Origin of the sequence: Chryseolinea sp. T2 (genome assembly GCF_037203685.1) — a bacterium.
GTDB lineage: Bacteria > Bacteroidota > Bacteroidia > Cytophagales > Cyclobacteriaceae > Chryseolinea.
The window spans coordinates 124359-149361 of sequence record NZ_JBBCAU010000006.1; the positions used below are offsets into that span (position 1 = coordinate 124359).

At 48.0% G+C, this 25003-nt stretch carries 19 protein-coding genes and 1 other RNA gene; 5 read left to right on the forward strand and 15 right to left on the reverse strand.

The window, feature by feature from the left end:
• Positions 1-385: 385 nt before the first annotated feature.
• Positions 386-779: a transfer-messenger RNA gene (gene ssrA, locus WBG78_RS19450) on the reverse strand.
• A 133-nt stretch (positions 780-912) separates the two neighbouring features.
• Entirely contained in the window at positions 913-2364 is a 1452-nt protein-coding gene (gene cls / locus WBG78_RS19455) for a cardiolipin synthase (RefSeq protein WP_337328143.1), read from the reverse strand.
• 365 nt (positions 2365-2729) lie between these two features.
• Here cls and dnaX point away from each other — a divergent pair, with 365 nt between their 5' ends.
• Together dnaX and WBG78_RS19465 are read left to right on the forward strand one after the other, a co-directional pair.
• Positions 2730-3839, forward strand: coding sequence for a DNA polymerase III subunit gamma/tau (dnaX, locus tag WBG78_RS19460; RefSeq protein WP_337328144.1), 1110 nt, complete (start codon positions 2730-2732; stop codon positions 3837-3839).
• A 140-nt stretch (positions 3840-3979) separates the two neighbouring features.
• Positions 3980-4504 carry a hypothetical protein gene (locus WBG78_RS19465; protein ID WP_337328145.1) on the forward strand — a complete coding sequence of 175 codons (525 nt, stop codon included), beginning with the start codon at positions 3980-3982 and terminating at the stop codon, positions 4502-4504.
• A 425-nt stretch (positions 4505-4929) separates the two neighbouring features.
• Here WBG78_RS19465 and WBG78_RS19470 read toward each other — a convergent pair whose 3' ends face one another.
• The 6 genes from WBG78_RS19470 to WBG78_RS19495 all read right to left on the reverse strand — a co-directional run bounded on the left by WBG78_RS19470 (position 4930) and on the right by WBG78_RS19495 (position 12424).
• The gene (locus WBG78_RS19470) at positions 4930-6459 is read right to left on the reverse strand and encodes a helicase HerA-like domain-containing protein (protein WP_337328146.1); all 1530 of its coding nucleotides are present in this window, start codon (positions 6457-6459) and stop codon (positions 4930-4932) included.
• A gap of 171 nt (positions 6460-6630) precedes the next feature.
• Positions 6631-7548, reverse strand: coding sequence for a DUF3078 domain-containing protein (locus WBG78_RS19475; RefSeq protein WP_337328147.1), 918 nt, complete (start codon positions 7546-7548; stop codon positions 6631-6633).
• 68 nt (positions 7549-7616) lie between these two features.
• Entirely contained in the window at positions 7617-8030 is a 414-nt protein-coding gene (locus tag WBG78_RS19480) for a response regulator (RefSeq protein WP_337328148.1), read from the reverse strand.
• Positions 8031-8168: 138 nt separating this feature from the next.
• Positions 8169-10322 (reverse strand): LysM peptidoglycan-binding domain-containing protein, encoded by a 2154-nt coding sequence (locus WBG78_RS19485; RefSeq protein ID WP_337328149.1) that lies wholly within the window; start codon positions 10320-10322, stop codon positions 8169-8171.
• A 3-nt stretch (positions 10323-10325) separates the two neighbouring features.
• The gene (locus WBG78_RS19490; RefSeq protein WP_337328150.1) at positions 10326-10976 is read right to left on the reverse strand and encodes an O-methyltransferase; all 651 of its coding nucleotides are present in this window, start codon (positions 10974-10976) and stop codon (positions 10326-10328) included.
• A gap of 209 nt (positions 10977-11185) precedes the next feature.
• A complete protein-coding gene (locus WBG78_RS19495) occupies positions 11186-12424 on the reverse strand; it encodes a M16 family metallopeptidase (RefSeq protein WP_337328151.1) in 1239 nt (412 codons plus the stop codon).
• Positions 12425-12707: 283 nt separating this feature from the next.
• Here WBG78_RS19495 and WBG78_RS19500 point away from each other — a divergent pair, with 283 nt between their 5' ends.
• On the forward strand, positions 12708-12971 hold the full coding sequence (locus WBG78_RS19500; protein WP_337328152.1) for a hypothetical protein: 264 nt from the start codon (positions 12708-12710) through the stop codon (positions 12969-12971).
• Positions 12972-13071: 100 nt separating this feature from the next.
• Here WBG78_RS19500 and WBG78_RS19505 read toward each other — a convergent pair whose 3' ends face one another.
• The 7 genes from WBG78_RS19505 to WBG78_RS19535 all read right to left on the reverse strand — a co-directional run bounded on the left by WBG78_RS19505 (position 13072) and on the right by WBG78_RS19535 (position 21498).
• Positions 13072-13935, reverse strand: a complete 864-nt coding sequence (locus WBG78_RS19505; protein WP_337328153.1) for a nucleoside phosphorylase — start codon at positions 13933-13935, stop codon at positions 13072-13074.
• A 9-nt stretch (positions 13936-13944) separates the two neighbouring features.
• A complete protein-coding gene (locus WBG78_RS19510) occupies positions 13945-14583 on the reverse strand; it encodes a NeuD/PglB/VioB family sugar acetyltransferase (protein ID WP_337328154.1) in 639 nt (212 codons plus the stop codon).
• 42 nt (positions 14584-14625) lie between these two features.
• Positions 14626-15918: a hypothetical protein gene (locus tag WBG78_RS19515; protein ID WP_337328155.1), complete on the reverse strand. Its 1293-nt coding sequence runs from the start codon at positions 15916-15918 to the stop codon at positions 14626-14628.
• Entirely contained in the window at positions 15915-17204 is a 1290-nt protein-coding gene (locus WBG78_RS19520) for a DUF2851 family protein (protein WP_337328156.1), read from the reverse strand. The genes WBG78_RS19515 and WBG78_RS19520 overlap by 4 nt, the downstream gene beginning before the upstream one ends.
• A 297-nt stretch (positions 17205-17501) precedes the next feature.
• On the reverse strand, positions 17502-18314 hold the full coding sequence (gene pyrF / locus WBG78_RS19525; protein ID WP_337328157.1) for an orotidine-5'-phosphate decarboxylase: 813 nt from the start codon (positions 18312-18314) through the stop codon (positions 17502-17504).
• A gap of 29 nt (positions 18315-18343) precedes the next feature.
• Positions 18344-18985 carry a LolA family protein gene (locus WBG78_RS19530; RefSeq protein WP_337328158.1) on the reverse strand — a complete coding sequence of 214 codons (642 nt, stop codon included), beginning with the start codon at positions 18983-18985 and terminating at the stop codon, positions 18344-18346.
• 32 nt (positions 18986-19017) lie between these two features.
• Entirely contained in the window at positions 19018-21498 is a 2481-nt protein-coding gene (locus tag WBG78_RS19535; protein WP_337328159.1) for an FtsK/SpoIIIE family DNA translocase, read from the reverse strand.
• A 378-nt stretch (positions 21499-21876) separates the two neighbouring features.
• Between WBG78_RS19535 and WBG78_RS19540 the strand changes: the two genes are divergently transcribed.
• Positions 21877-24525, forward strand: a complete 2649-nt coding sequence (locus WBG78_RS19540) for a T9SS type A sorting domain-containing protein (RefSeq protein ID WP_337328160.1) — start codon at positions 21877-21879, stop codon at positions 24523-24525.
• An 11-nt stretch (positions 24526-24536) separates the two neighbouring features.
• The gene (locus WBG78_RS19545; protein WP_337328161.1) at positions 24537-24986 is read left to right on the forward strand and encodes a hypothetical protein; all 450 of its coding nucleotides are present in this window, start codon (positions 24537-24539) and stop codon (positions 24984-24986) included.
• Positions 24987-25003 lie beyond the last annotated feature (17 nt).

Sequence of the window (25003 nt, forward strand, 5' to 3'; positions counted from 1 at the left end):
TTGTCGGTGTGGTCAGAATTCCAGCGAACGACAAGTATCGCGAAGGATTTGTCAGTTTTATTATGGACAGAACGGTATGAAAACTTCGAACCCAACGAACTCATTGTTATAATACATTCATTTTCCAGTTAGCCTCGGGGGGTATTGTTACATCGGCGTTCATCACAAAAGGGCTTGTCCACAAGAGCCCAAAACTCAAAACCTCCGTAAACAAAAAGCCCGGACAAAGTCCAGGCTCAAGGTTCTTCCTATTGAATTGATCAAGCAAATGATCCAATAACCGGAGCAGCTATCTGATTAACTTACATATCCGCTGCCCTCGGCAGCCAGACCAATCAACAAACCTGTCCAGCCAAAGGCGGGATCAACATATCACCAAATGGATCGGTGGAGCCGGAGAGAATCGAACTCTCGTCCAGAGAAGATAACACCGTACCTTCTACATGCTTAGTCGTATTTAAATTGTAGGGAACGGCAAGGCAAACGACAGCCTAAACCGGACCTTAGTTACTGGTCTTAGTCGCGCTTAGCAACATCACGCGACGCAATTCTGCATTACGACACCGCGATTCAACGCCTGCAAAATGACAACGTTGTGCGATGATGGCTTTCCCGAATCTAATCGGGACGAGGCTAACTTATCCTATCGGATAAATTAAGCAGCCATGGCGTAGTTAGACTCGCCAAGTATGTTGTGGAACTATCTTTCAAGGCTCTCATCCCATGAGCCTGCATGCTTACTTACGTTTTTATACATCCTGTCAAAACCGGTCGGCCCCGGTAACTTCAGCCACGTCCTGGCTGGAGCCATAAATCGGCACTTTCAATGCACGATATCTTACAAATATACGGCTAAAAAAGTTCATGCGGAGTTATGCCTGCCTCCCTCATACAATCTTCAGCGCAACAAGGCTACAAAAGTGGCGAAACAAGCCGGGCAATCTTCTCCGGCAGCCTGCTGGAAATCGAGCGTCTCACCCACTCCGTTGGATCAATCTCGGTGGCGTCATTTAGGTCGTTTTCGAAAACGGTGGCCAGACTCGTCGCAAGCGAAGTATCATAAACGAGTGCATTCACTTCGAAGTTGAGGTCGAAGCTGCGATAATCCATGTTGGCCGTCCCCACAATGGCCAGCTTCCGATCAACAACCATAGTCTTTGCATGGATGAAGCCCTTCTGATATGCATATAACTTAACCCCTGCTGAGAGCAATGATTCGTAGTAAGAACGTGCAGCCCAACCAACGAGTTTGGAGTCGGTAATTGCCGGTACAAGAACCTTTACGGTGACACCACCCAGCGCTGCGACGACAATCGCGTCCATTATACTTTGGTCAGGGATGAGATAAGGCGTTGTGATCAGTATCTCATCTTCTGCCTGATGGAGGGCAAACAGAAGTGAGTAAAGTATCGTTGGATGAGCTGAATCAGGTCCGCTCGCAGCAATCTGCACGACTTTGTCGCCGGGCCTTTCAACAAGTTTATAGTCGGGAAAATATTGCCTGACGTTCTGTATCTTTTGTCCGGAACAAAAATTCCAGTCCCCGATAAACAGGTATTGAAGATAAGCCACTCCCGGTCCTTCGATCATCAGGTGCGTATCCCGCCAGTAGCTACCTCGTTGCCCCCCGTTGTTAATATAGCGATCACTCACATTTATCCCCCCAACGAAACCCTTCTCTCCGTCAACAATAATGATCTTCCGATGATTTCTGTAGTTGAGACGACTTGCTAGCGCCATAAATGTGATCCTGAAGAATGGGAACGTTTCGACACCGGCAGCACGCAACTGTTTGGCTATACTGTGGCGTATTGAACGGCTTCCAAAATCATCATAGATGAACCGGATCTTTACCCCTTCACCCGCTTTCCGGATGAGTACCTCTTTGATGGCTCTGCCGATGTTGTCATTTTCATAGATATAGTACTCAATGTGAATGTGCTCACGTGCCGCCTCAAGGGCATTTAACACGGCGGGAAATTTCTCTTCGCCGTTGGTTAATAAAGTAACTGCGTTGCCTGCCGTGAGCGGACTCATCTCCTTTACCAGATATCGGACGAGTCTTTTATCGGGTCGATCAGCATCAGTCGCCTGCTGATAGGCCACGACTGATCTTTCATACATCTCCTTTTTTACGCGCTGCCACAGATCATAGTCATCGACGATCTTCTTGTTATATAGGGTCCTTTTGCGATAGTTGATGCCGAAAAAGAAATAAAATACCATTCCGCCTACAGGAACAAAGACTACAAGCAGCAGATACGCTAATGTCTTTGCTGTGTTGTTTGTGTCGTAGATGATTCTTCCGCATACAGCAGTCAACAAGAGTACATACAGAACTTCCAGTAAGGGTTGCCAGACCATCTTCAAAATTGGCTTTGCATTATTACAAAATAAATGATCGATTCCAGCCAGGAACGATTGCATCCCATTTTACTACCTGTGTGGTTAACCTCATGAAGGGGCACCTGTTCTGATGATAGAGTCCAAATATCAATACTTAAATAGCGAATCCGCATTCTTCTTGAAAAAATCCAGATTTTCTTACCTGTTTACCCGCCGACCTTTTAACTGATCGGATGACTTCTTAAACTCCTGTAAACTAGCTTGTCACAATCCTCCTTTTCAACCGAAACAGAAGCAAGTATGTGTTAATAAATGATCGTGAATAACGGATCATAGCCTTTGGAAACATTGCGAATTGTGCCGGGCATTTTATCTTGCACCCGATGGAGAATTTTGTTGTTTCTGCGAGGAAGTACCGGCCGTCGGGTTTTGATGAGGTGGTGGGCCAGGAGCACATTACAACAACGCTCAAGAACGCCATCGACAACAACAAACTCGCGCAGGCACTGCTGTTTTGCGGTCCTCGTGGGGTGGGTAAAACAACATGCGCCCGCATCGTCGCGCGGCTGATCAACGGATTCGAAGAAAAGACGGAAACCAATGCCCTCAACATCTTCGAACTCGATGCTGCCTCAAACAACTCAGTCGAAGACATCCGCAACCTGATCGATCAGGTTCGTTATCCACCTCAGTTCGGTAAATACAAGGTGTATATCATCGACGAGGTGCACATGCTTTCGAATGCGGCCTTCAACGCCTTTCTGAAGACGTTGGAAGAACCGCCCTCCTACGCCATTTTCATTCTGGCTACAACGGAAAAGCACAAGGTGATTCCCACCATTCTGTCGCGCTGCCAGATATTCGATTTCAACAGGATCCAGATCAGCGACATTGCGAATCACCTGAAAAAGATCGCAAGCCGTGAAGCCATTCCGGCTGAAGATGAAGCGTTGCACCTGATTGCTCAAAAGGCAGATGGCGCGTTGCGCGATGCCCTGTCGATATTTGACCTGATGGTAACGTATTCGTCAGGAAAGGGCGTCACGTTCAAGTCTACACTGAACAACCTCCACATCCTTGACTACGACTATTACTTTCAGGTAGTGGATACGTTGCTCACTGAAAATCACACGCAGCCACTGGTGATCTTTGATGAGATCCTTCGCAAGGGTTTCGACGGGCACAATTTCATCGTCGGTCTTGCAGAACACTTGCGAAATCTCCTGGTGTCTCAGGATGCCCGCACAACCAATCTAATGGAGGTTCCTGATTCTGTCCGTAAGAAATACGCGGTACAGGCCCGAGCTACTTCACCATCGCTGCTGCTGAGCTGGTTGAATATTGCCAGTCAGTGCGACATCAACTACAAGACCAGCAAGAACCCTCGTTTATCCGTGGAGCTTGCAATGATGAAGATGGCCCACGTTAATGCCGTCGTTCAGGCCGATTCTCTGGGACACGCGGAAGTGTCGTTAAAAAAAAAATTAGTGTAACATCCGGCGACCCGGGTAATACAACCGCCAACGGTGCCGCTGATGCTCCTGCCAACGCTGGAGAACAACGAACTATTCCTGACAGCGGTCAGCCTTCCAAACAAGCAGCCAGCCAACCCGTTGCAAACTCGTCCGGTCCTGTGAACGCGTCTGGCCCCGCGCCCACACCAACTGTTGCCCCACAGGCAGAAGAAAAAAAGCCGGTACGTGCTACGCCACGAACGACAATCAATGTCGGTTCCCTTCTGAAAATCGAACCTAAGAAAGAAGCTGCTGTAGCAGCGCAGGCAGCTGGCCCGGAACACACAGAACCTTTCACCCTTGAGATGCTGCATGCGGCCTGGGAAGAATTCGCCGTCACCAGACGTGCGCTTCAGGCCGAATATCATTTGTTGTCTCAGCCCTTCGATCTTTCCGGAACGCGGATTGAACTTCATCTGCTTAGTCCTGTACAGGAAACGATGCTGAATGGATTTAAAGCCGACCTGATCGGGTTCCTGCGTACAAAGCTAAAGAACGATCTTATCCAGGTTACCGGAGTCATTCGCGCAGCTGATGAAAAGAAGATGATCTACACCCCTCGCGACAAGTTCGAATACCTGCAGGGCAAGATACCCATCCTGAAAGAGTTCAAGGATCGGTTGGGATTAGATACGGATTTTTAAGTATCGGTTACATCGCTGTCGCTGCCACTTTTCAGATAATGGCCAGGCCTGATTTCTGTGTACTTTCCTATTCCGACGAGCCTCTGATCCGATTCAAGGATTTCAATTTTAGTAAACGTCCACGTCTGCAAACAGCGGCCGACTTATCAGAGACTTACCAGAGACTTACCAGAGGTAAGACTTTTCCCTGGTATTACCGCTGTTTCACCGCTCTCCCGACGCTGTTTCTTCGCTCTAACAACGCACTTTCATCGCTCTAACAACGCACTCACAACGCACTCGCTACGCTCTACCAACGCTCTCTTACCGGACTTTCCCAATCTCCTGCCGCACTTTTCCCACACTTCCCCAGTCCCGGCCGATTGCATAAAAATACGGTCGCCGAAGCCGGTTCTAATTATCAATTATCAATTGTCAATTATCAATTAAAAAAGTCCCTTCCTCCTCCTCCCCGTTCCAAATAGCACACCAAAAACTCCTCTCACCAACTCCCGCCCCATCTGTTTGGCTACCGGCGAATTAATTACCTCCTCGAATGTAGATTTCTCCTGCTTTCCTTTCGTCGTACGCTTTACTTCCTTCTGATCCTCAGCACGCGCGGCGTCGTTTTTCATTCGCTCCGTCAGGATCTCGAATGCACTCTGCGGATCTTCCGAGTCTTTGTATTTCCGATAAGCATCCGATGCGTTTAGCTGTTGCTGATACTCACCCTCGGGCAATGGACCCATCAGTGAACATGGAGGCGACAGATGCGTTACAACGGTAGCGGTAGGGATCCCTTTTTCATTGAGTACCGTGATGAAGGCCTGCCCAGTACCCAGCTGAGTGAATTGCTGCTCCATGTCATAAAATTCGGAGCGGGGAAAAGTCTTCACTGTCTCTTTCAATGCTTTCACATCATTCGGTGTGAAGGCCCGGATCACATGCTGAACCCGGTTACCGAGTTGGGCAAGAATGGCTGGCGATACATCCTGCGTGATCTGCGTGCAGAAGAAAACGCCCACACCTTTAGAGCGAATAAGTCTGATGACCTGCTCGATCTGGTCCATGAACGCCTTGGGAGCATCATTAAATAAAAGGTGCGCCTCATCAATAAAGAACACGAGCTTCGGCTTATCGAGATCTCCTGCTTCGGGCATAGTCTGATAGATCTCAGCAAGCAGTGAGAGCATGAATGTCGAAAAGATCGCGGGTTGATTCTGAACATCCGATACATTGAGAATGCTGATCACACCCTGGCCATCAACCTTCTGAAAGAGATCTTCAATGTCGAACGATGGCTCACCGAATATCCTGTCAACACCCTGCTGTTCCAATGAGACAATCTTTCTGAGAATAGTCGATGATGTTGCCGGAGATATCTTGCCATAGTCACCCTTAATCTCTGCTGCGCCCGGCCCCTCCGTTAGATAGTTCAGCAACTTCTTCAGATCGTTGAAATCAACGACCGGCAACTTCTTGTCGTCGGCATACTTGAAAAGAATGTTTAGAACTCCCGTCTGCGTATCATTCAGTTCAAGGATTTTTCCCAGCAAGACCGGACCAAACTCCGTTACTGTTGCCCTCATCTGAGCCCCGACCTTCCCACTTAATGAGTAAAGCTCAACAGGAAACGCTGCTGGCCTGAACGATATTCCCAGGGCCACAGCGCGTTCATTGATCTTGTCGTTCGCAGTTCCCTGTTTGGCCATCCCTGAGAGATCGCCCTTCATGTCAGGCATAAAAACGGAAACACCGGCAGCGGAAAGCTGTTCAGCCATGAGCTGAAGGGTTCTGGTTTTTCCGGACCCTGTCGCCCCCGTTACCAATCCATGACGATTCATCATGCGCAGCGGCAAATTGACTTTCGCGTCAGCCACAATCTCCCCCTGATACACGCCCGCCCCCAAATAAATGGTAGGCAGACTGGTAGAATACGATTTGTTTATCGCCTCAATGAACGCTTCCTTACTCATAGAGTGAAGAGGGGGTTATGGTTTGTGCTGGAAAATGAGAAATTAAGAATTAAGAATTAAGAGTTAAGAATTAGCCGCCGGCTACGCCGCAAGGTCACGACCTTCGGTCGTGGCATTCAACGGCCGAAGGCCGCCTGCTAATTCTTAACTCTTAATTCTTAATTCTTAATTTTATTTCGGTTCCTCAAAATTCTGGAATGTGTAGGCAAAGCCAAAGTTAAACACCTGACTCACCTGCGCCCCTGGGTCCTGGTCGTAGTCGTATACCAGGATGCCACCAAGTCCGACAGTAATAAACCGGTTCACCTTTGCATTCAACATAAGTTCGAGGCGGTGGTCAATGGTTTTCAGCTCAAGCGTTTCATAGTTGGCGTACATGAGGTAGCGCCACTTCAGGTTAATGTTCTCGGCTATGTCCTTGTTAAAGTCGGCCTGCAACTGGAAGGCCAGCCACTCCCATCTTGTTTCGTCGGGAGGAGTGACACCATAAGGTTTTACCGGATCCACAGCGGGTACAAAGCGTTCAGGGTCCTGTACAACGGTGAGTCTGGGCGCAAATGGCGCCAGACGTACGCTGAAGAAATCAACGGGCTTATATTCAAGACCCCACGCTGAAGTGATGTACCCCGGTGCAAGAAAATCTGAAATCAGCACTGCCTGCTCGACCCCATTCGCATCCTTATCATACCGATAACCAGGTGCAAACTGTGAGAGAAAATTAAGCGACGTAAATACCGACCAGTGCTTACCGATCTTATAGCCGTACTTGGTATCGATGAAGATACGGTCTAACGTCTTCCTGAATCCCTGTCCCGAGTTATTCACGAAGCCATACAGGAGGTCAATCTGGTTGTCCCAGGAGTTCTTTCCATGCGCGTAGTTCAATAAATAGTTGATGCGCGCATTCAATCCAAGCGAGTTGGTACCCCCACCGGTCCAGTTGTCAGAAAAGGCTGCCTGATTTATATTAAAGTTAAACAGCAGTTTCTTCTTCCAGTGAGTAAGTGTGTCAGGTTTGACGATCTGTGCCTGCGCCATCATGGGCAGCACGATCAAAGCAATAGCTAAGAGGTTGAGGATCTTTTTCATGTTGCTAGGTTTTCGACAAACGATATATGTTTGAACGAAAATACGGTCAAAAAACCTAACAATGAAAGTTAAATGTTGTTCAGCTTGATCTCGTCAAGCGCCACCTCAGTTAATGGCTTGGTAATAAATTTGATAACGTGGTTGTTGTTGACGATTTTGTCAATGTCACGCTTGTTGTCAGAGCTCGACAGGATGATCACCTTGCACTTGTTACGCACGATCTCATTGAACTTCTCGAACTCATAGAGAAACACGAACCCATCGACGATAGGCATGTTGATGTCGAGAAAAATAAGACTGGGCAAATTGTCGGAGTCATTTTGGTTCTCCCGAAGATAATCCAACGCCGCCTTACCAGAACCCTTAACCTCCACGCGCTTCGCGAACTTTGTGATTTCGATGATCCGCTTACTGATAAAATTATCAGTGTCATTATCATCCACAAGCATGACGAGGTCTATTGCTTTTGTATCAGTTTGCATTAATAAGTGATGAAAGTACGCTTGCAACAGCGCACACTAAGCCACAAAAATATTCTTTTGCCGCAAAATCCTGCATGCAAAAAACAAAAATCACCCCCGTGATGCAATAATTTTGGGCAAAAAGCCGAATTCGAGACGTCAGCGACCCTTCACGATTAGTTTCTCCCCTATCGCAAGGTTGAAATCCTTCTTGTGATTCCAGTCCATCAGCTCCTTAATGGTTACGTTGTACTTACGGGCCACGCTATACAGGGTATCTGTCGATCGAACGATGTGCTCAATTGTAGTCTCATTGGCGACTGCCACACTCGCAGTGGCCTGGTCCTCAGGCGATCGAAGCTTTAATACCTGGCCAGGTTTGATTCCCTCCTGCAAAACAAGCCCATTCCATTCAACCAGATCCATCACCGCCACTCCATATTCATGCGAAATTCCATAGAGCGTCTCCCCGGTTTTTACCGTGTGCGTTTCCTTCCCTTTTGTCATCGGGCCCGGCGAAGTCTTCGCCTCCTCCACGGAATTCAGGGGGGTCACTGTTGTTGTAACAACTGTATTTTGCTCAGATCCGGGAGGGATGAGCGGCGCTCCTGCCGTGGTTGCCCCAGCCACTGATCCGGTTGTCGCGACCGTCGTGGTCTCCTTTGTTACTGTGGGAGCCGTACCTGGAGTATCAACACGCTGTGTAGTGCTGCTCGGAGCATCGCCCGCCAAAGTCCCACTGCCCGTGGTACTCGTGGTGCTCGTCTCTGGCTCGCCTGTAGAAGTTGCGTTAGGTGTTTGATCTTCTTCAAGGCCCTTCTGCTCTGCTAAACCTTCAGTGACTGCAGTCTCCTCTAGTGTCGCAACCTGGGCAGATGAACTTGTCGTTTTTTCAGCTGGAGCATTATCCATTTTTGAATTCGCCAGCTTCTGCTCGTTTGATCCGCCTTTCACTGCCGTCCCCGTTGCAACTCCCGCCGCTACTGCTCCACTTGTTGAGGCAGGATCAACTGTCCATGCAAAACTGTTCTCATCTTCAACCTGAGCAACCGGGCCCTTTGCCACCGAAGTAGCCGGCGCGTTCTTAGGCTTCATTGATGATAGCCACACGGTAGTTCCTGCAGTCAATTCATCGTTGCCCGACATTCTGTTGTAGCGCTTGAGCTTCCGAAGCTGAACTCCGTATCGCTGGCTAACTTTCCAAAGATCATCCCCTGCCAATGCCGTATGATAGTTAACAGACGCACGGGCCCGTTTCTTTCCCAGTAAGTAATAAGTATCCTGCTGAAGCTGATCCCGGCTGGAGATATCATTCCACTTTACAAAGTCATTAAGCTCCACTCCAGCGCGTGTTGCCAGTGCCGCAGCGGTTTCATTTGGCTCAGGCCGGATGGCAGAGATGCCATTTATCTTTGTACGCCCTTTCAGTGCCGATACCGTTGCAGTCTTGGCAGCTGTTGTAGTAGCAGGTACGGCAACCGTTGACGCCACAGGCTGTGAAGGCAGCTCCGGAGGCACGCCGTCACCCTTCATTGGGATGAGCACGGTATATTGCCTGTCGCCAGGAATAGTCCCTCTCTTCGCCCACTTATTGTAATTCATCAGCTCAAGCTCGTCGACAGATACCTCGCGGGCGAGATCTTTCAGATCCTTATCTGCGCTGTTCACAAAAGGAACAACTTTAATCTGGCCGGGTGCTCCGACCGTTGCTTCGAAGGCAATCTTGTGTGCAAGAAACTTCTTCACATACCAGTACGTGTTTGAAGTAATCTCCATACTCTTCTTGCCATGCTGATCCTTGCTTACACTGCGCATCACACCACCTGCTCCCATTTGATAGGCCTGCAGTGCGTAAACCCAATTGTCAAAGAATGTATTGTTCTTCTTGATGTATCGACCCGCCGCACGTGTCGACGAAATTATATTAAGACGTTCATCAATCACCTTATCAACACGCAGGCCCATCTCAACCGCTGTGAAATCCTTAAACTGCCAGAAGCCAACAGCATTCGACACTGACACAGCATCAGCGATCAGAGCACTTTCCTGCAATACGAGATACTTAAAGTCGTCGGGAACCTGCTCTTCGGCAAACACTTTCTCGATTAAGGGAAAATACGTACGCGCCCGCTCCACCTTGATCATATGATGACGTGGTGATTGCGTCAGCGCATTGACGTCTTTTTGAATTTCGCGTCGTGCATCGTCACGGATCGTGAGCGTCATGCCCGCGAATTCCATCTTGTGTGGTACTTCCGGAGTCTGCGCTGCTGCCGTAAGGGCAACAAAAAATAGCGCCAGCGTTAGTCTCATAAGCTAAAAGTTCTGCAAAGATAATTTTCTTATGATTAAAATCCCATCTCTGATGGGAAGAAGTACTTCTTCAACTCGCGAATCTGACCTGATCTTTTTGTTAAATGCATCCATCACCACTCCCTCTCGTTCCATTTTCTCTGATAAAACCTTTCCCTTACGAAGAACATTGTCGACGATTATCACCCCGCCTACACGCAGCTTGTCGATTACCAGATCGAAATACTTCCCGTAGTTCGACTTGTCGGCGTCGATGAACACGATATCAAACGTCTCATCAATCGTAGGAATCAGCGACAAAGCGTTTCCAATCATGTACTGCACCCGCGACGTCAGGCCGGCCTCTTCAAAATATTCCCTCACACGCGACTCCAGCTCCTCATTCTTGTCTATCGTAATCAGTTTTCCGCCGGGCGACAATCCCTCCGAAAGACAAATTGCCGAATAGCCAGTGAACGTTCCGATCTCGAGGACAATGTCCGGTCTGATCATATGACTGATCATCGAAAGCAACCTGCCCTGCAGATGCCCCGACAACATGTTAGGCTGCAGTACCTTTGCATGTGTATCGCGATTGATCTTCGCCAGCAACGGACTCTCTGCCGTCGTATGATCTTCAGCATAACGCTGAGCGTCGGGATTAATTATCTCCATAGTTGAGACAAAGATAAAAGGGCAATCAATAAATATTAAGAATTACCGGGTTATCCACCATCCAAAGCTCAATAGGTCAAACCAACTTTTACATTTTACATTCAAAGTTTGACATTTTGCGGTTAATTTTTTCCCACCCTTGCATACAATTCTGCACAAAAAAAAAGCCTCCCAAAAGAGGCCTTTCCATTACATATCAATTAAACAATTCACTTCGTCATTGGCTCCATGTACAGGTAGCTGAGCTTGTCTTCGTCAAACATTTCATTGGCAGCCTTCTGCATGCTCCGCGCTGTTACAGCATCGATCTTTTCAAACAACTCTTCTAATGCGGGCACGCGGTCCTGTTCCAGAACAGCACGCCCCATCATTAACATTATGCCGAGGTTGTTCTCCTCCGACAGTGCCAGCTGGCCTTTGATCTGATCCTTGGCAGAAGCAAGCTCCGTAGGACTCAAACGCTTTGTACAAAGTTTATCCATTTCACGACGTATGAGCTTCATGCACTTCTTCACCTGACTTGGCTCCGTACCGAAATATATCGCGAACATTCCAGTGTCGCTATAGGCGTGGTAATGCGAGTCGATTGAATAGACAAGGCCATGCTTCTCGCGTACCGACAGGTTAAGTCTGGAGTTCATCCCTGGTCCTCCAAAGATGTTATTCAACAGATAGAAGGGTACGCGACTCGCATGCTCCAAAGGATAGGCATCACGGCCTATCGCACATCGCGATTGCTTGGCACCTCTTTGTAATATCTTCTCCTGTTGTTGATAGTCATTGAACTTCTTTCTTCGGGCATGAGAACGAAGAACTGGTTTCGATTCAAGATACTTGACCGCCATACGTTCAACTGCATCGAGAGTAATATTCCCGACTACGCTGAACACTATCTTACGATTGTCGGCATGTGCCGAAAAGAACGATACGAAGTCGCGTTTTCTGAATGCGCGAACCGTATTCTCGTTCCCGAGTATGTTCATGCCCATCGGATGGTTGCTAAACACCACGGCTTCGAGCTCGTCTTGTATAGAATCGTCAGGGCTATCATCATACATCGCCATTTCCTCAAGTATCACGCCGCGCTCCTTCTCCAACTCTTTCGTAGGGAAAGTGGATTGAAAGGTTATATCAGTGAGCACATCAACTGCACGTTCGAAATATCGGTCGCGTGCCGAAGCATAGAATACGATCTTCTCTTTATCGGTAAAGGCATTGAGTTCGCCACCTATCGAATCGAGACTCTTGATTATGTCAAGTGATGTTCGCCTCCTTGTGCCTTTGAATGCCATGTGCTCCCAGAAATGCGCGATACCCTGATTAACAGTTGTCTCATCGCGGCTGCCTACACCAAGGAAGAGTCCACAGTGAACAATATTGGTAGAGGGCACGTGCTGGTACACGACCCTTATGCCATTAGAGAGAGTGAATATTGCATTGTTTTTCATTCGGATTTCCTGATAACATGTTAGTGCTGGGGTAGTGAAAATCGTGAGAAAAAAATCAAACAAAAAGGACTTTTCCAGAACTAATTCTGCAAATGAAAAGGGCCTTTTTTAAGGCTCCCCGGGGCTTTTTTCAAAGTTTGAACACAAGTGTCGCACGGACGAACACAAATGACCGATTGCGGGCAAACGGTTGCGAAGTTGCACCCATTTTGGCTATAATTATTGCGGTTTTTGTGGCACAGAAATAGAGATGACCACCTAAACGTCCAAAACGAATACCGTCATGAACAATATGGATACCACTCAGAAAGTCAAAACCTGCTTCACCATCACCTTTACAGATGAGCAGTACAGCCGTGCCAAGGGGTACATTGAAGACATGAAAAAGCATCCGCATCGCATTTTCTGGCAGGGAAAACAAGGAAAAACGGACGACGAATTGATCATTGAACAGATCGCCCACCGTGTCCTTTCAGGCTTCTATAACAATGAGCCCTATAACGCTGCCAAGCACATTATGCGAATGGACAGCTCCACGAAAGTGTAATGCATGAGGAGACTCTACTGAAACACTTTCGTTTCCTGACGAATCGCTGATCGTTTTTAGTCAGCAGCCAGAGTTTGACTAACCCTCCCGGATCTGCAGATCAGATCCGGCTCAACACCTTTTTTATCAACCCGTCAACGACCTTGTTTGGGTCCTTGGAGAATTGCTGTTTAGGCCGGTTGGCTATGATGGCATTCATGCTCAATACCTCATGCCCTAATAATCGGGCCATCGCATAATAGCCAGCCGTTTCCATCTCGAAGTTGGTGATTTTGAAATCACTTTGCTTGTGACAATAATTAGTAAGATCCGACGCAAGCGTTGGATACTTCAACGGTATCCTAATCTCCCGGCCTTGTGGCGCATAAAACCCTGGAGCAGTAATGGTATTGCCCGCCACCATGTCGCCAGCATATTGAGCGCGAAGAATGGATGACCCTCTTACAACGTATGGGGTGATGGGCACACCGGTTTTCTTTTGGATGTCTTTCCCTACACTTTGCTCCAGCGAATCCATGGGCAAATCATAGTAGTTCATCAAACTATCAAAGCCTACTGCATATTCCGTCACGAGGTGTGAATCTAAAGGAATGTGTTCCTGCAGTGATGCAGAAGTGCCTATACGGATGACCTTTAGTTTCCGCTTCTTACTCCGTACTTCGCGCGTCTTCAAATCAACATTGATCAAAGCATCGAGTTCCGTGAAGAAGATCTCAATGTTATCCGTACCCATTCCGGTACTGATAACAGTAACGCGCTTGCCTTTGTATTTACCAACATGCGTGATGAATTCACGCTTGTTCATTTCAAATTCAATGTCGTCGAAGTATTGGCTGACACGATAAACTCGTGCAGGATCGCCGACCGTAATGATCGTTTCGCTGATGTGTTTAGGCAGCAGATTGAGGTGATATACACTGCCATCCGGATTGAGTATGAGATCCGCCTCTGAAAGCCTGGCCATAGTATGCACTCAGGATTTAACAGTTTGTGCCGGATTACCAAATACGGTATCCCCTGCCTTTACGGGTGCAATGACAACCGAGCCAGCACCTACCCGCGCGCCTTTACCAATACTGATGCCGCCAACAACAGTCACACCTGTCCCAATAAAAACTTCGTCGGCAATTTCGCAGCCGGCATTAACTACACTTCCCGCTCCTACCTGCACGAAGTCACCAAGTTTCGCTTCAGGTCCGACGATCACACCCGCCTGAAGAATACAATGGTTGCCGATGGACGCCCCAGCACTCAAAGTAACGCGATGATCAATAAAATTGCCGTGCCCTATTGAAGCCGACTTGGCAATGAAGCCATTCTTGGAGATGACGTTTACAGGCTGCGCATGCCTGCGTTCCTGAAGCATGCTCACGAGACTCTTTCTGACTTTGTTATCGTCAATCGCAATCACTGCGTCACACTTCTTTCCAATCAGTTTCAGATAACCATCGTCGTCGGTGCTGCCCATGACAGTGATTTCGTCAATCACCACATTGTGAAGGCTTTTGTTATCGTCAAGGAAACAGTAGATGTCGTTTCCATTGTCTTCGAGGATGTCTTTGGCCTGCCGACCCAGATAGTTTGCTCCAAAAATGATGACAGGATTCTCCATGGCAAGTGTACAAATGTGCGGCAAAGGTAGAATTTCGACCAGCTATCTGGCAAGGTTGCCACGATATCTTTGCAAGAACCGTAACACTCTGATAATTAATGGATTTTGCAGGAGCAATACGGTCACCAAAAAAGAAAGGAAACCCACCTTATATCTTGAAAGAGTTCCAAAGTTAGGCGTCGACAGGGCCAGGAAGGCGGCCAGTGCAAGAGAATAAACGATTACGGTTACGATCAGAAGACGAAAACGGGATTTCCACAACGCCGGCAGGTTCAGAGCCGCAGCGATCGTAAGCAATAACAGCAAAGTGTTTTCAATGGCGGCCAGTACCTGGAGGTCAGAGTTGCCTTCCCAAAGCAATGGCCGGAACAGGCCAGAAAATATGGCCTTCGGAGAATTCACAAGCAGCGAGCCAGGAGTCGGTTGCAGGTTGTTGTAGTAGATGAGATCATCGGGTTTCGACAATTCATGAAAGACCTTATAGTTGTCGACAATCACCTCCATGATTACGTGCGGATAGAAATTTGGATGTAGTGAAGAAACCACAACCAGCGGCACAATCATGACAACAAACCATGTAAAGATTTTAGCGGGCAATCCCCGACCTGAAAATCCCCTTCGATATAGCTTATGAACGACCAATGAAGCGACTGCGACAGGCGCCAAAGCCCCAAGGAAATAATACTTAAGGCTCCATACTAACCACAAGGCAATTGGCATCGCCACCATTTCCCACACACGGATCCGCAGAGAAAACCAACTTCTGATAAAACATCCACTCAGCAAGTATATTCCAGCCATTGCAAGCGATTCCTTGATAAGGCCAGAACTCCAGAAAACTGCCGTCGGAAAAAAAAGAAACCCCACAACGGAGGGCCAGTACGCTGATGGCACAGTGCGCGCAACCTGGGTCACGAGATACCACGATGTCACAAATGAAACAAATGAGAACCAGGTTGCCGTAATCCAATAGTTATCCTGCGAAAGAAGATTAAACACGCTCGCGACCTTGAGCAGGTAAATCGACCGCGGCTGGCCAGCCGCATCACTGACTAATCCCAGCTCCAGGTTGCTTCTCCAGAGGTATTCAATATAAGACATCAGACCTCGTCGTGCGAGCTCTGATATTCTGCTGGAGTCTTCAAAATACAATACTGTATCGCCGATGCCTTGATAATAGTACATGTAAATAACACCGAGGCAAACGCCTGCACCGAGCTTCATAAGTAATGCGGGCCAGAACACAAACTTTGCAGGTATCGGTTGTCGACGCCACATCTTATGGGCAACTGCCCCTATGATGAACAGATTTACAAAAGCGAGGAGGAACGTCACGTTACACTTGGATTAACGATTGATGCTCCAATCTTGCAATCCAGACATCGGCGGCGGAGACAATATCCATTATTGAGTTGCACGAGTGCCTGTGAATCGAATGCACTCTTAACAGTGAACCCAAGTTGTTTCCAATGACGTGTAATCATGTTGGATTCAGGATGAACCGCCTGCAAGATAGTGACGGCACGCTCTACATGTAAATCTTCGCTCCTGGATTTTCCATAAGCAACAAGAATCGGGATTACTGAATTGATGATAATGTTATCGATACTCGCATCGCCCAATTGACTGACATCGTGCCTTTGCACTTTGAAGAAATGGTAGTGTTTAAGCCAGTAGTCGGTCTGCACAACGCTAAAAAAATCACGAAGATCCTGTGCTGAACGGCAGTCGATCAGGTGCGAGAAGAAGTTTCTCCGCTGATGCAGCAATGCCGCGCATTGTGCCAGCCGAAGGGTTGGAAAGTTTGCTGGTCGTAATCTTAGAAAACGCCATTGATGCTTATTCACTCGTTGATCATGAAGCTGGTACTTGCTTGCAAGCACCGAATACTCCCGTCGGAGTGTCGCATAGTATTCATCAACCCGCACGTCATCCTGCAGGAAGCCAGCCTGCCCGAACAGCAACGCCTCTATCTGCTCAGCTTTGTCGCCATGACGCATCAGAACTTTGAATGGTATTGCCTGTGCAAGCTGAAGGAAAGGTTCTCCATTAACCATAAATCCATAATTCTTCATGATTGTCTGATAGGCAGTCTCCTCCCAGTCATTGTTGTTTCGCGCAAGGCGACGTAGCACAGAAGCAGACTTAAGTTCCAGACGTTCGGCCAAAGCATTGTCGAGCATCGCATATTTAACAATGTCGCGAACATTGGTCAAAAGCCCCGAACAGGCAACGAGTTCCGGGTTTCGCATTAATCGGGCATACTGAAGCACGAGCGAATCGTTGATCCGCGGTCCAAGTTCAACGGTTGGGATAAAGGACCCATCGGTACGGGTAACATGAAGATCATTCTTCCATACAACATGAAGTACCACGCTGTCATATGCAGGATCTGTATTATGCCGGTGATCAATCCAACCGGATGAAAAAATGTGAATCTCAACGCTTCCGATCCATTCAATGTCTCCAAGTTTTACGCGTGCCTGAAAAAAGTCAGGACCTGAATGTGCGTTTCGGAAACCCGTGCTAAAGACTGCGACAGGGTCCCCTTCTGTTGTTACAAGAGAAGACTTATCGAAATATTGAAATTGCCAGATGTAGTGGAGAAATGCTTCAGTCACGCACAACGGGTTTCATCAGACCATATTCGTGGCCGATGTTTTGCTAAGTAAGGCAGTAATCTGACATTGAAATCCTGCAGGAACAAATAGTCAGGAATTCTGTTGTGAATACCAGCGACATGATGTTTGAAGTCTGCCTGTACCAATCCCCAACCTTATAGTGAACTTATAGTGACATTACAGTGACCTTATAGTGACTTCGGCCAGGCTTTTTGTATGTCGTCTGGTGATTCGCTGGTTTTTGAGCGGCCGATAGGATTACTCTAGCTTTAAGATAGCCGTAGGCCAGCTGTTTGCTTAAGCAAAAGCCGACAGCAATGATTCCATTTCATTGCGAACGTTAGAAGCTTCGATCGCGGCCTTTTCAGCAAAATCCTTTTCGCCGGATGCGTAAATAATTGCCCGCGATGAATTAACGATAAGACCGCATTGCTTATTTAGTCCCGCTTTCGATACCTGAGCAAGATCTCCGCCTTGGGCCCCAACACCCGGAACAAGAAAGAAATTCACAGGCGCCAGCGCCCTGATCTCCTGCATCCGATCTGCCCTGGTTGCACCTACAACATACATCAATTGATCAGGTGTACCCCATTGCTGAGACTTCGTGATGACCTCCTCGTACAATTTACGTCCATCAGATGATTCGAAGAGCTGAAAATCGGCGCTACCTGCGTTAGATGTATGAGCAAGAAGTATCGCCCATTTGTCTTTATAAAGAAAGGGAATTACTGAATCGGCCCCCATGTATGGAGCGACAGTAATGGCATCAAAGTTCAAATAGTCAAAGAATGCCTGTGCGTATAGTGATGCCGTATTGCCGATGTCACCCCGTTTGGCGTCCGCTATAGTGAAAATGTTTTTTGGTATGTATTCAACCGTTTTTTGTAAAGACTCCCATCCCTTTGGCCCCATTGCCTCATAGAATGCCAGGTTGGGCTTGTATGCAATACAATACTCGTGAGTGGCATCGATGATCTGCCTGTTGAATTCGAACAGGGGATCGTCAGTAGAAAGAAGATGTTTGGGAATCTTATGAATATCGGTGTCCAGTCCAACGCAGAGGTAGCTACCTTTGCGCTTGATCTGTTGAAAGAGCTGTTCGCGGGTCATATAACGGATGAAAGGAGGCCTTTCGTCACTTAGCGAAGATCTATCACCTCGACACCTGGATATTTCTTTGGATCGAAGGTGAATACACCATCCTCTATCTTGGCGTTCGGTGTGAACTTTGAAATCGTGTACTTATAACGGTTGCCACCCTTGTCAAAAAGTGTGAAGCTTTGAATGGTCTTCTCCTTTTTGTTGATCAGCATCTTGATCTTGAAATACTGAGTCTCTTTCTTCTCGGGCACCAGGTCAATCTCTTCACACATTACCCCCGCTTCTACCCGGTCCTGCAGATACAGATACTTAAAGTTCTTTTTGTAGATCTCGTGTATCTTAGACGGGTTTACATCTTCAGAGGTAGGATCGTAGTTGTCAATGTTTACTTCCTTGGCTTCCGGTAAGTAGGTCCAGATCGTCACACCATTGTTGATAACTTCCTGCTCAGGCAGTGTCATTCTGAACTTGTCGCCCTTCACGGTAATCTTGCCCTTAAACTCCTCGTTGATTTTGTCGACGTCGTTGGTGAGGTTGCATGAAATGTTTGCTTCGAAGGCTGGGATGGACTTGTACTTCTTACTCATCGCGTCCAGGATCTCAAGGGCCTTGGGATCGTATTGAGCCGACGCCGCAATCGTAAACAGGAGTGCCGCGCAGGCGAAAATAAGGTTTTTCATTATCGTGACAGAGCTAAAATGGTAATGCAAATTTATGCCTGGCTGTGTTTTTCTTTCAATGAAGTCAATAATTGTTCCAAACTATATTCATCCTTGATCAAAACTTCCCGTGCCTTGCTGCCCTCAAACGCTCCCACAATTCCCGCAGCTTCCAGCTGGTCAATCAGGCGGCCCGCCCGGTTATATCCGAGTTTAAGCTTGCGCTGAATCAGAGAAGTACTCCCCTGCTGATGGGCAACTATAAGCTTTGCAGCGTCCTCAAACAGCGCATCCCGCTCGGAAAGATCGACACTGGCTGGTCCTGTCTCCTCATCACCCTCAAACTCCGGTAAGAGATAAGCCGAATCGTAAGCCCGTTGCGAACCAATGAATTCGCAAACCTTTTCGATCTCTGGTGTATCAACAAAGGGACACTGAAGGCGAATAACATCCGATCCGGAAGACAAAAGCATATCGCCCTGGCCAACCAGCTGATCGGCACCTCCCGAATCCAGAATAGTCCGCGAGTCCACCTTCGAAGTAACCCGGAAGCTCAAACGAGCCGGGAAATTAGCCTTAATCACACCGGTGATAACGTTAACCGAAGGCCGCTGCGTAGCTACCACCAGGTGAATACCGATGGCGCGGGCGAGCTGAGCCAGACGTGCTATTGGGGTTTCGACCTCCTTACCCGCTGTCATCATCAGATCGGCCAACTCATCGATCACCAGCACGATGTATGGAAGAAAGCGATGGCCTTCCTTTGGATTAAGTCTGCGTGATATAAACTTGGTATTGTATTCCTTCAGGTTCCGGGCTCCTGCATCCTTGAGGATTTCGTAACGATTCTCCATCTCGATACAGAGCGAGTTCAGCGTATGAACCACCTTACGCGTATCGGTGATAATGGCCTCCTCACTGTTAGGTAGCTTCGCGAGATAATGACGCTCGAGCTTACTGTACACCGACATCTCCACCTTCTTCGGATCCACAAGCACAAACTTCAGTGTGGCCGGATGACGCTTATAGATCAATGATGTAAGTATCACATTTAACCCAACCGACTTTCCTTGTCCCGTCGCCCCCGCTACCAGCAAGTGCGGCATCTTGGCCAAATCGATTACCAGTACCTCGTTCGAAATGGTCTTCCCCAGAGCAACAGGAAGTTCTTTGTCGGCCTTTGCAAATCCGGAAGATCCGAATACTGACCGTATGCTCACCATCTCACGATTCTTGTTAGGCACCTCTATACCGATTGTGCCCTTTCCAGGGATAGGAGCAATGATACGGATACCGAGAGCCGCAAGACTCAGTGCAATGTCGTCTTCCAGGTTCTTGATCCTGGAAATCTTGATACCTGCATCAGGCACGATTTCGTATAACGTTACCGTTGGACCTATAGTCGCCTTAATGCTTTGGATCCCGATCTTAAAATTGACAAGGGTCGCTACGATTTTGTCCTTGTTCTGATTAAGCTCGTCCTGAGTAACCCCTGCCTTACCCGCATCATATTCATTCAGCAGCTCCAATGGAGGAAACTTGAACCCTGCAAGCTCAAGTGTTGGATCATACAATCCCTGCTCCTGCACCAGTTGCTCCGCCAGCTTCTCTGTTTCAACCGTCTCCTCAACAACGAAAAGTGGTTCTGTCTTCTCTTTCTTTGGTTCAAGGCGAGGCTCCGGCCTGCTGATCGATTTCTGCACGTCAAGGCTGATTTCACTCGCCGGAGGAACAACGACAGGCTCTGCAACGCTCACTACCGGAGTTTCATTCAGTACCTGATCAGAGGGCCAGTTGTCTTTCTCGTCGTTATAGGTTGCGAGCAGACCTTCTTCATCTTCATCAACAGGATCCAGGATGGCATCGTTGCCCATGGGTTTTGGATCTTTGATCATCAACGGAATGCTCGTGACGTTGAAGAAAAAAATGATGAATATGAAAAGCGACATGATCAGAATGAGGAACGTACCCCATCCAAACATTCCGTCACTCACAACCGAAAGCTGATAGCCGAGACCGCCCCCCAAAAAGCTCCATTCACTGATGCCATCGTTGATCATGGTCATGTATCCCAATAACAGGCTCAACCATAGTCCGGAAAATATTGTCAGGATGGTGAATGAGAAGATTCTTATGAGCTCACGGTTGAAAACTATCTTGTAACCAACAAGAAAAAGCAACGGCGGTATGAAGAATGCTGCGATACCAAACCATCGGAAAATAAAATAGTGGGATGTAAGCGCGCCATAGTAACCGAGCCAGTTTTGCGCCTCTCGCCCGGAATCAATCATACTGATATCACGCGCTTCAATCACGCTCTGGTCAGCCTGTCCTGTGAACAGAAAAGACAGAAACGACAGCATGAGAAATAAAGAAAGCAACATGAAGAAAAAGCCTGTAACCAGTTTCAGCCTTGGGTCCTTCATGAATCCCACTGAAAATCTGGACTTACTCTTCGATGAACTCCTGCTCTTCTTCTCCTTCTCCTTCTCTGGCTTCTTGAATGTATTCGACTTGTAAGTATTCTGTGCCATTCTTCTTAATCCCGCAAAACTAATTAAAAAAGTTGGTTCGATTTACTGTTGTCAAGGATAACTGACAGCGGATGATAGTATGAACGTCGTCAGCTTATGGTCAGTATGCAGGAAGTTGTGAAAGATCAATCCTTCTTCATACAACTATATCGGTTCTGGTATGAGGATTTGGCATTGCAGTTCTGGTCTCTCACGGAATCGGTACGACCAAAACTCAACATCCCGGAGTAAATAATACCCGAGCAGTGACCTTCTGTTTTTCGATCTTTCAATTCATCCTTCATCTTTATAAATATCAAATGAGGCCGTACCAGAAAAAAGTTTGGGCGATCGCAACGATTTTTTCTACTTTCAGACTGGATTTAACTTTTTTCCTGCATGAGCGATTTTACTCGGCACGGCAAGTCCGTTGGAATTTTTGTGCTATTGATTTCATCTGTTCAGGTCCTTTTCGCGCAGTCGGAAGCGCACCGTTCCGACGCCTGGGTCACAGATAACAATGTCTCTCGCGTCGAGCATTCAAATGGCTACACTTTACTCTCTGGTGGCTTCTCGTCGCTGGGCAAATATTCCGGCGGGGCAATCTATACCGACGTGGCTACCGGCAAAGACATCGACGAGTCACTACCTAAAATAAACGGCCAGGCTACAGACGTTGTTAGCGATGGCACGGGCGGTTGGTATATCGGCGGATACTTTGACATGGTGGACACCGTCAGCGTAAGTAATCTCGTTCACATCCGGAGTGATAAGACTGTCGATCGTTCATGGAAACCAAATCCCGATAACGCACCGTCGGTACTGAAGCTCAACGGAACCACCCTATACGTCGGTGGTTATTTCAATCAAATTGCCGGGCAGCTTCGAAACAATCTTGTTTCATTCAACACAACAACGGGTGCTCTGAGCGCATGGACCCCCAATCCAAACAGCTCTGTCGAAGACATTGAAATATCCGGCACCACATTGATTGTCGGTGGTTCCTTCACTCTGATGGGCGCAACTGTCAGGACACGGCTGGCCGCATTTGATATTGCGACAGGCTCACTAACGACCTGGTCACCCAACATCAACGCACGGGTAGCGAGGCTCGCACTGGATGGCACGGGCGTTTTCATTGCCGGCGACTTTACGAGTGCGGGCGGGGCGTCCAGAACAGGAGTCGCACGCATCGACCTCACATCAACACTCGCCACGGCCCCGGTCATCACACTAAACAGCGGAGCATTCGTGAACGACCTTCAGGTTGCCGGAGGTATTCTCTACCTCGCGGGATCATTTACAACCGTGAATGGCGCTACCCGCAATAATATAGCCTCGCTGAATGTCGCTACAGCTGCTGTCAGCACACTCAATCTTAACCTGACAAGCACGGACTACGTCGGAAGGATTTCAATTGATGGAACGTCATTGTATCTGGTTGGAACTTTCAATGTGGTAAACGGCACTGCGCGTCAAAATGCTGCGGCGATAAATAGCTCAACCGGAGCATTGCTCAATTGGGATCCCTCTCTACAAAACGCTCCGAACATTGTAGTTGCTACTTCGTCCGGAATATGGCTTGGCGGATACTTTTCAACTGTCGACAACAATTTTCGCAATGGCTTTGTCCTGATTGAAGAAGCAACGAATACGTTGTGGCCATTTCAAATCGATATTGGCGGGTATGTCAACACGATCGCGGTAAAAGATAACATCGTCTACATTGGTGGTCAGTTCAACAGCGTGAACAAGACCAGCCGTTCAAACCTTGCGGCCCTGGACCTGCGAACCGGAACCTTGCTGTCGTGGGACCCGAAGGTCTATGGTCTAAGCGTCACTGATCGTACTGCCGTGGTAAACAGCATTAAGATCAAGGACAATCAGTTGTTTGTGGCCGGAAGGTTTTATGCCGTCAACTCCATGGCGACAATTCGTCCCGGGCTTGCGTCTGTTGATCTCGCTACAGGTGCCGCCACCTCCTGGAACCCGCTTGTTGGAGATGGCAAAACCATCAATCAATACGTGAACTCAATCGACATTCTGGGAACCACTCTTTACGCCGGTGGGGTCTTCAATCTTCTGAACCTTAGTGTTACCCGAAACAACGTGGCGGCTATTAGCACCGAAAACGCAAATATCCTGACCTGGGATCCTAACGCATCAGGTGAAGTATTCCGCGTGAGAGCAAATACTTCGACTGTTTATGTCACTGGAAGTTTTCAGGGCGGTATCGGTGGAACGCCGCGGCCATACGGCATTGCCGCCCTGGATGCTGCGACTGGAAAACCCACCACATGGAATCCAACTCTCGACGGCGTCGCGTACGACATCGCGCTGCAAAACACAAGCCTGTTTGTTGCAGGTTACTTTGGATCCATTGATACTAAATTCAGACCCGGACTTGCGTCCTTCAATACGCAAAGTGGAACCCTTAACGACTGGACGCCCGACATAGAAGACGACGGCGAAGGCGGATACAGTACAAATACGTTGTCGGTATCAACCTCACGGCTATTTGTTGGCGGGAATTTTCAACGCGTTGGTGGCGAGCAAAGGCCATACTATGCAGAGTACGACCTTTGTCCCGGCAAGCCGGATATCGTGCTAAACGGCACAACACTTTCAACAAACGCTTCGGGAGATCTTCAATGGTATGCCTATGGCGAAGCAGTACCCGGTGCCACAAGTTCAAGTTTCGAAGTGAGCCCAATCGAGTACGGCGTGTACGCAGTGTCTGTCACTGAATTCGGTTGTGAAATATTCTCGGATGATGCCATCTATTCGGTAACTGCCCTCGAAAACGAGCATGAACCATCAATAAACATTTATCCAAATCCTGCAGAAGTTCAGATAACGGTAGAAGGTCCGGCCCTTTCTCAAACACTGGATATTACGCTGACTGACATTATGGGACGTGTGTTGCGCGCAGAAAGAAATACTACAGCCCGGACGTTGTCTTTTTCAGAGTATGGTCCCGGTACATACGTCCTGATCGTCGAGTCGGCTGGTACACGTTACGTTAGAAAAGTCATGAAGGTGAGATGAAATACTTTGACATGAACAATTATACTCCGATAAGATCGCTATTGACCAAACTCATTCTTGCTGCCCTCGCCATTACGGGCGCCTCCTGCGGAAATGATATACCGGATTGCCCCAGTAAACTCTGCACATTAGCGGGTGGATGGCGTTTGGTTGAGGTAAGAGTAAATGGTGTTAAAGATGCCTCACTGGACATCAGCAAATACCGGCTGACGCTTCACATGCCTGCGCCGAATACTGCATTGATTGCTGACTTCGATCGAACCAATCCAAGCGGCCGTCAGGATAATGGCGAGTGGGAACTGATCAACAACAACACGGTGCTTGCCCTTCACCCTCAACAAAGCTCACAAGAGAACTACGTGATCGACCACCTCACACCGCGTCAGATGATCCTCATCACCGATCTGGCTGAAGAAAAAACCGGTCGCGACGAATACGAATTTATCCTGGAACCTTTCTAAGCAAAAGACGAAATCTA

Coding starts and splice junctions, on each gene's coding strand:
- cls (WP_337328143.1), bottom strand. CDS start 2,364: ATGGTCTGGCAACCCTTACTGGAAGTTCTGTATGTACTCTTGTTGACT.
- dnaX (WP_337328144.1), top strand. CDS start 2,730: ATGGAGAATTTTGTTGTTTCTGCGAGGAAGTACCGGCCGTCGGGTTTT.
- WBG78_RS19470 (WP_337328146.1), bottom strand. CDS start 6,459: ATGAGTAAGGAAGCGTTCATTGAGGCGATAAACAAATCGTATTCTACC.
- WBG78_RS19475 (WP_337328147.1), bottom strand. CDS start 7,548: ATGAAAAAGATCCTCAACCTCTTAGCTATTGCTTTGATCGTGCTGCCC.
- WBG78_RS19480 (WP_337328148.1), bottom strand. CDS start 8,030: ATGCAAACTGATACAAAAGCAATAGACCTCGTCATGCTTGTGGATGAT.
- WBG78_RS19485 (WP_337328149.1), bottom strand. CDS start 10,322: ATGAGACTAACGCTGGCGCTATTTTTTGTTGCCCTTACGGCAGCAGCG.
- WBG78_RS19490 (WP_337328150.1), bottom strand. CDS start 10,976: ATGGAGATAATTAATCCCGACGCTCAGCGTTATGCTGAAGATCATACG.
- WBG78_RS19495 (WP_337328151.1), bottom strand. CDS start 12,424: ATGAAAAACAATGCAATATTCACTCTCTCTAATGGCATAAGGGTCGTG.
- WBG78_RS19500 (WP_337328152.1), top strand. CDS start 12,708: ATGAACAATATGGATACCACTCAGAAAGTCAAAACCTGCTTCACCATC.
- WBG78_RS19505 (WP_337328153.1), bottom strand. CDS start 13,935: ATGGCCAGGCTTTCAGAGGCGGATCTCATACTCAATCCGGATGGCAGT.
- WBG78_RS19510 (WP_337328154.1), bottom strand. CDS start 14,583: ATGGAGAATCCTGTCATCATTTTTGGAGCAAACTATCTGGGTCGGCAG.
- pyrF (WP_337328157.1), bottom strand. CDS start 18,314: ATGACCCGCGAACAGCTCTTTCAACAGATCAAGCGCAAAGGTAGCTAC.
- WBG78_RS19530 (WP_337328158.1), bottom strand. CDS start 18,985: ATGAAAAACCTTATTTTCGCCTGCGCGGCACTCCTGTTTACGATTGCG.
- WBG78_RS19535 (WP_337328159.1), bottom strand. CDS start 21,498: ATGGCACAGAATACTTACAAGTCGAATACATTCAAGAAGCCAGAGAAG.
- WBG78_RS19540 (WP_337328160.1), top strand. CDS start 21,877: ATGAGCGATTTTACTCGGCACGGCAAGTCCGTTGGAATTTTTGTGCTA.
- WBG78_RS19545 (WP_337328161.1), top strand. CDS start 24,537: ATGAACAATTATACTCCGATAAGATCGCTATTGACCAAACTCATTCTT.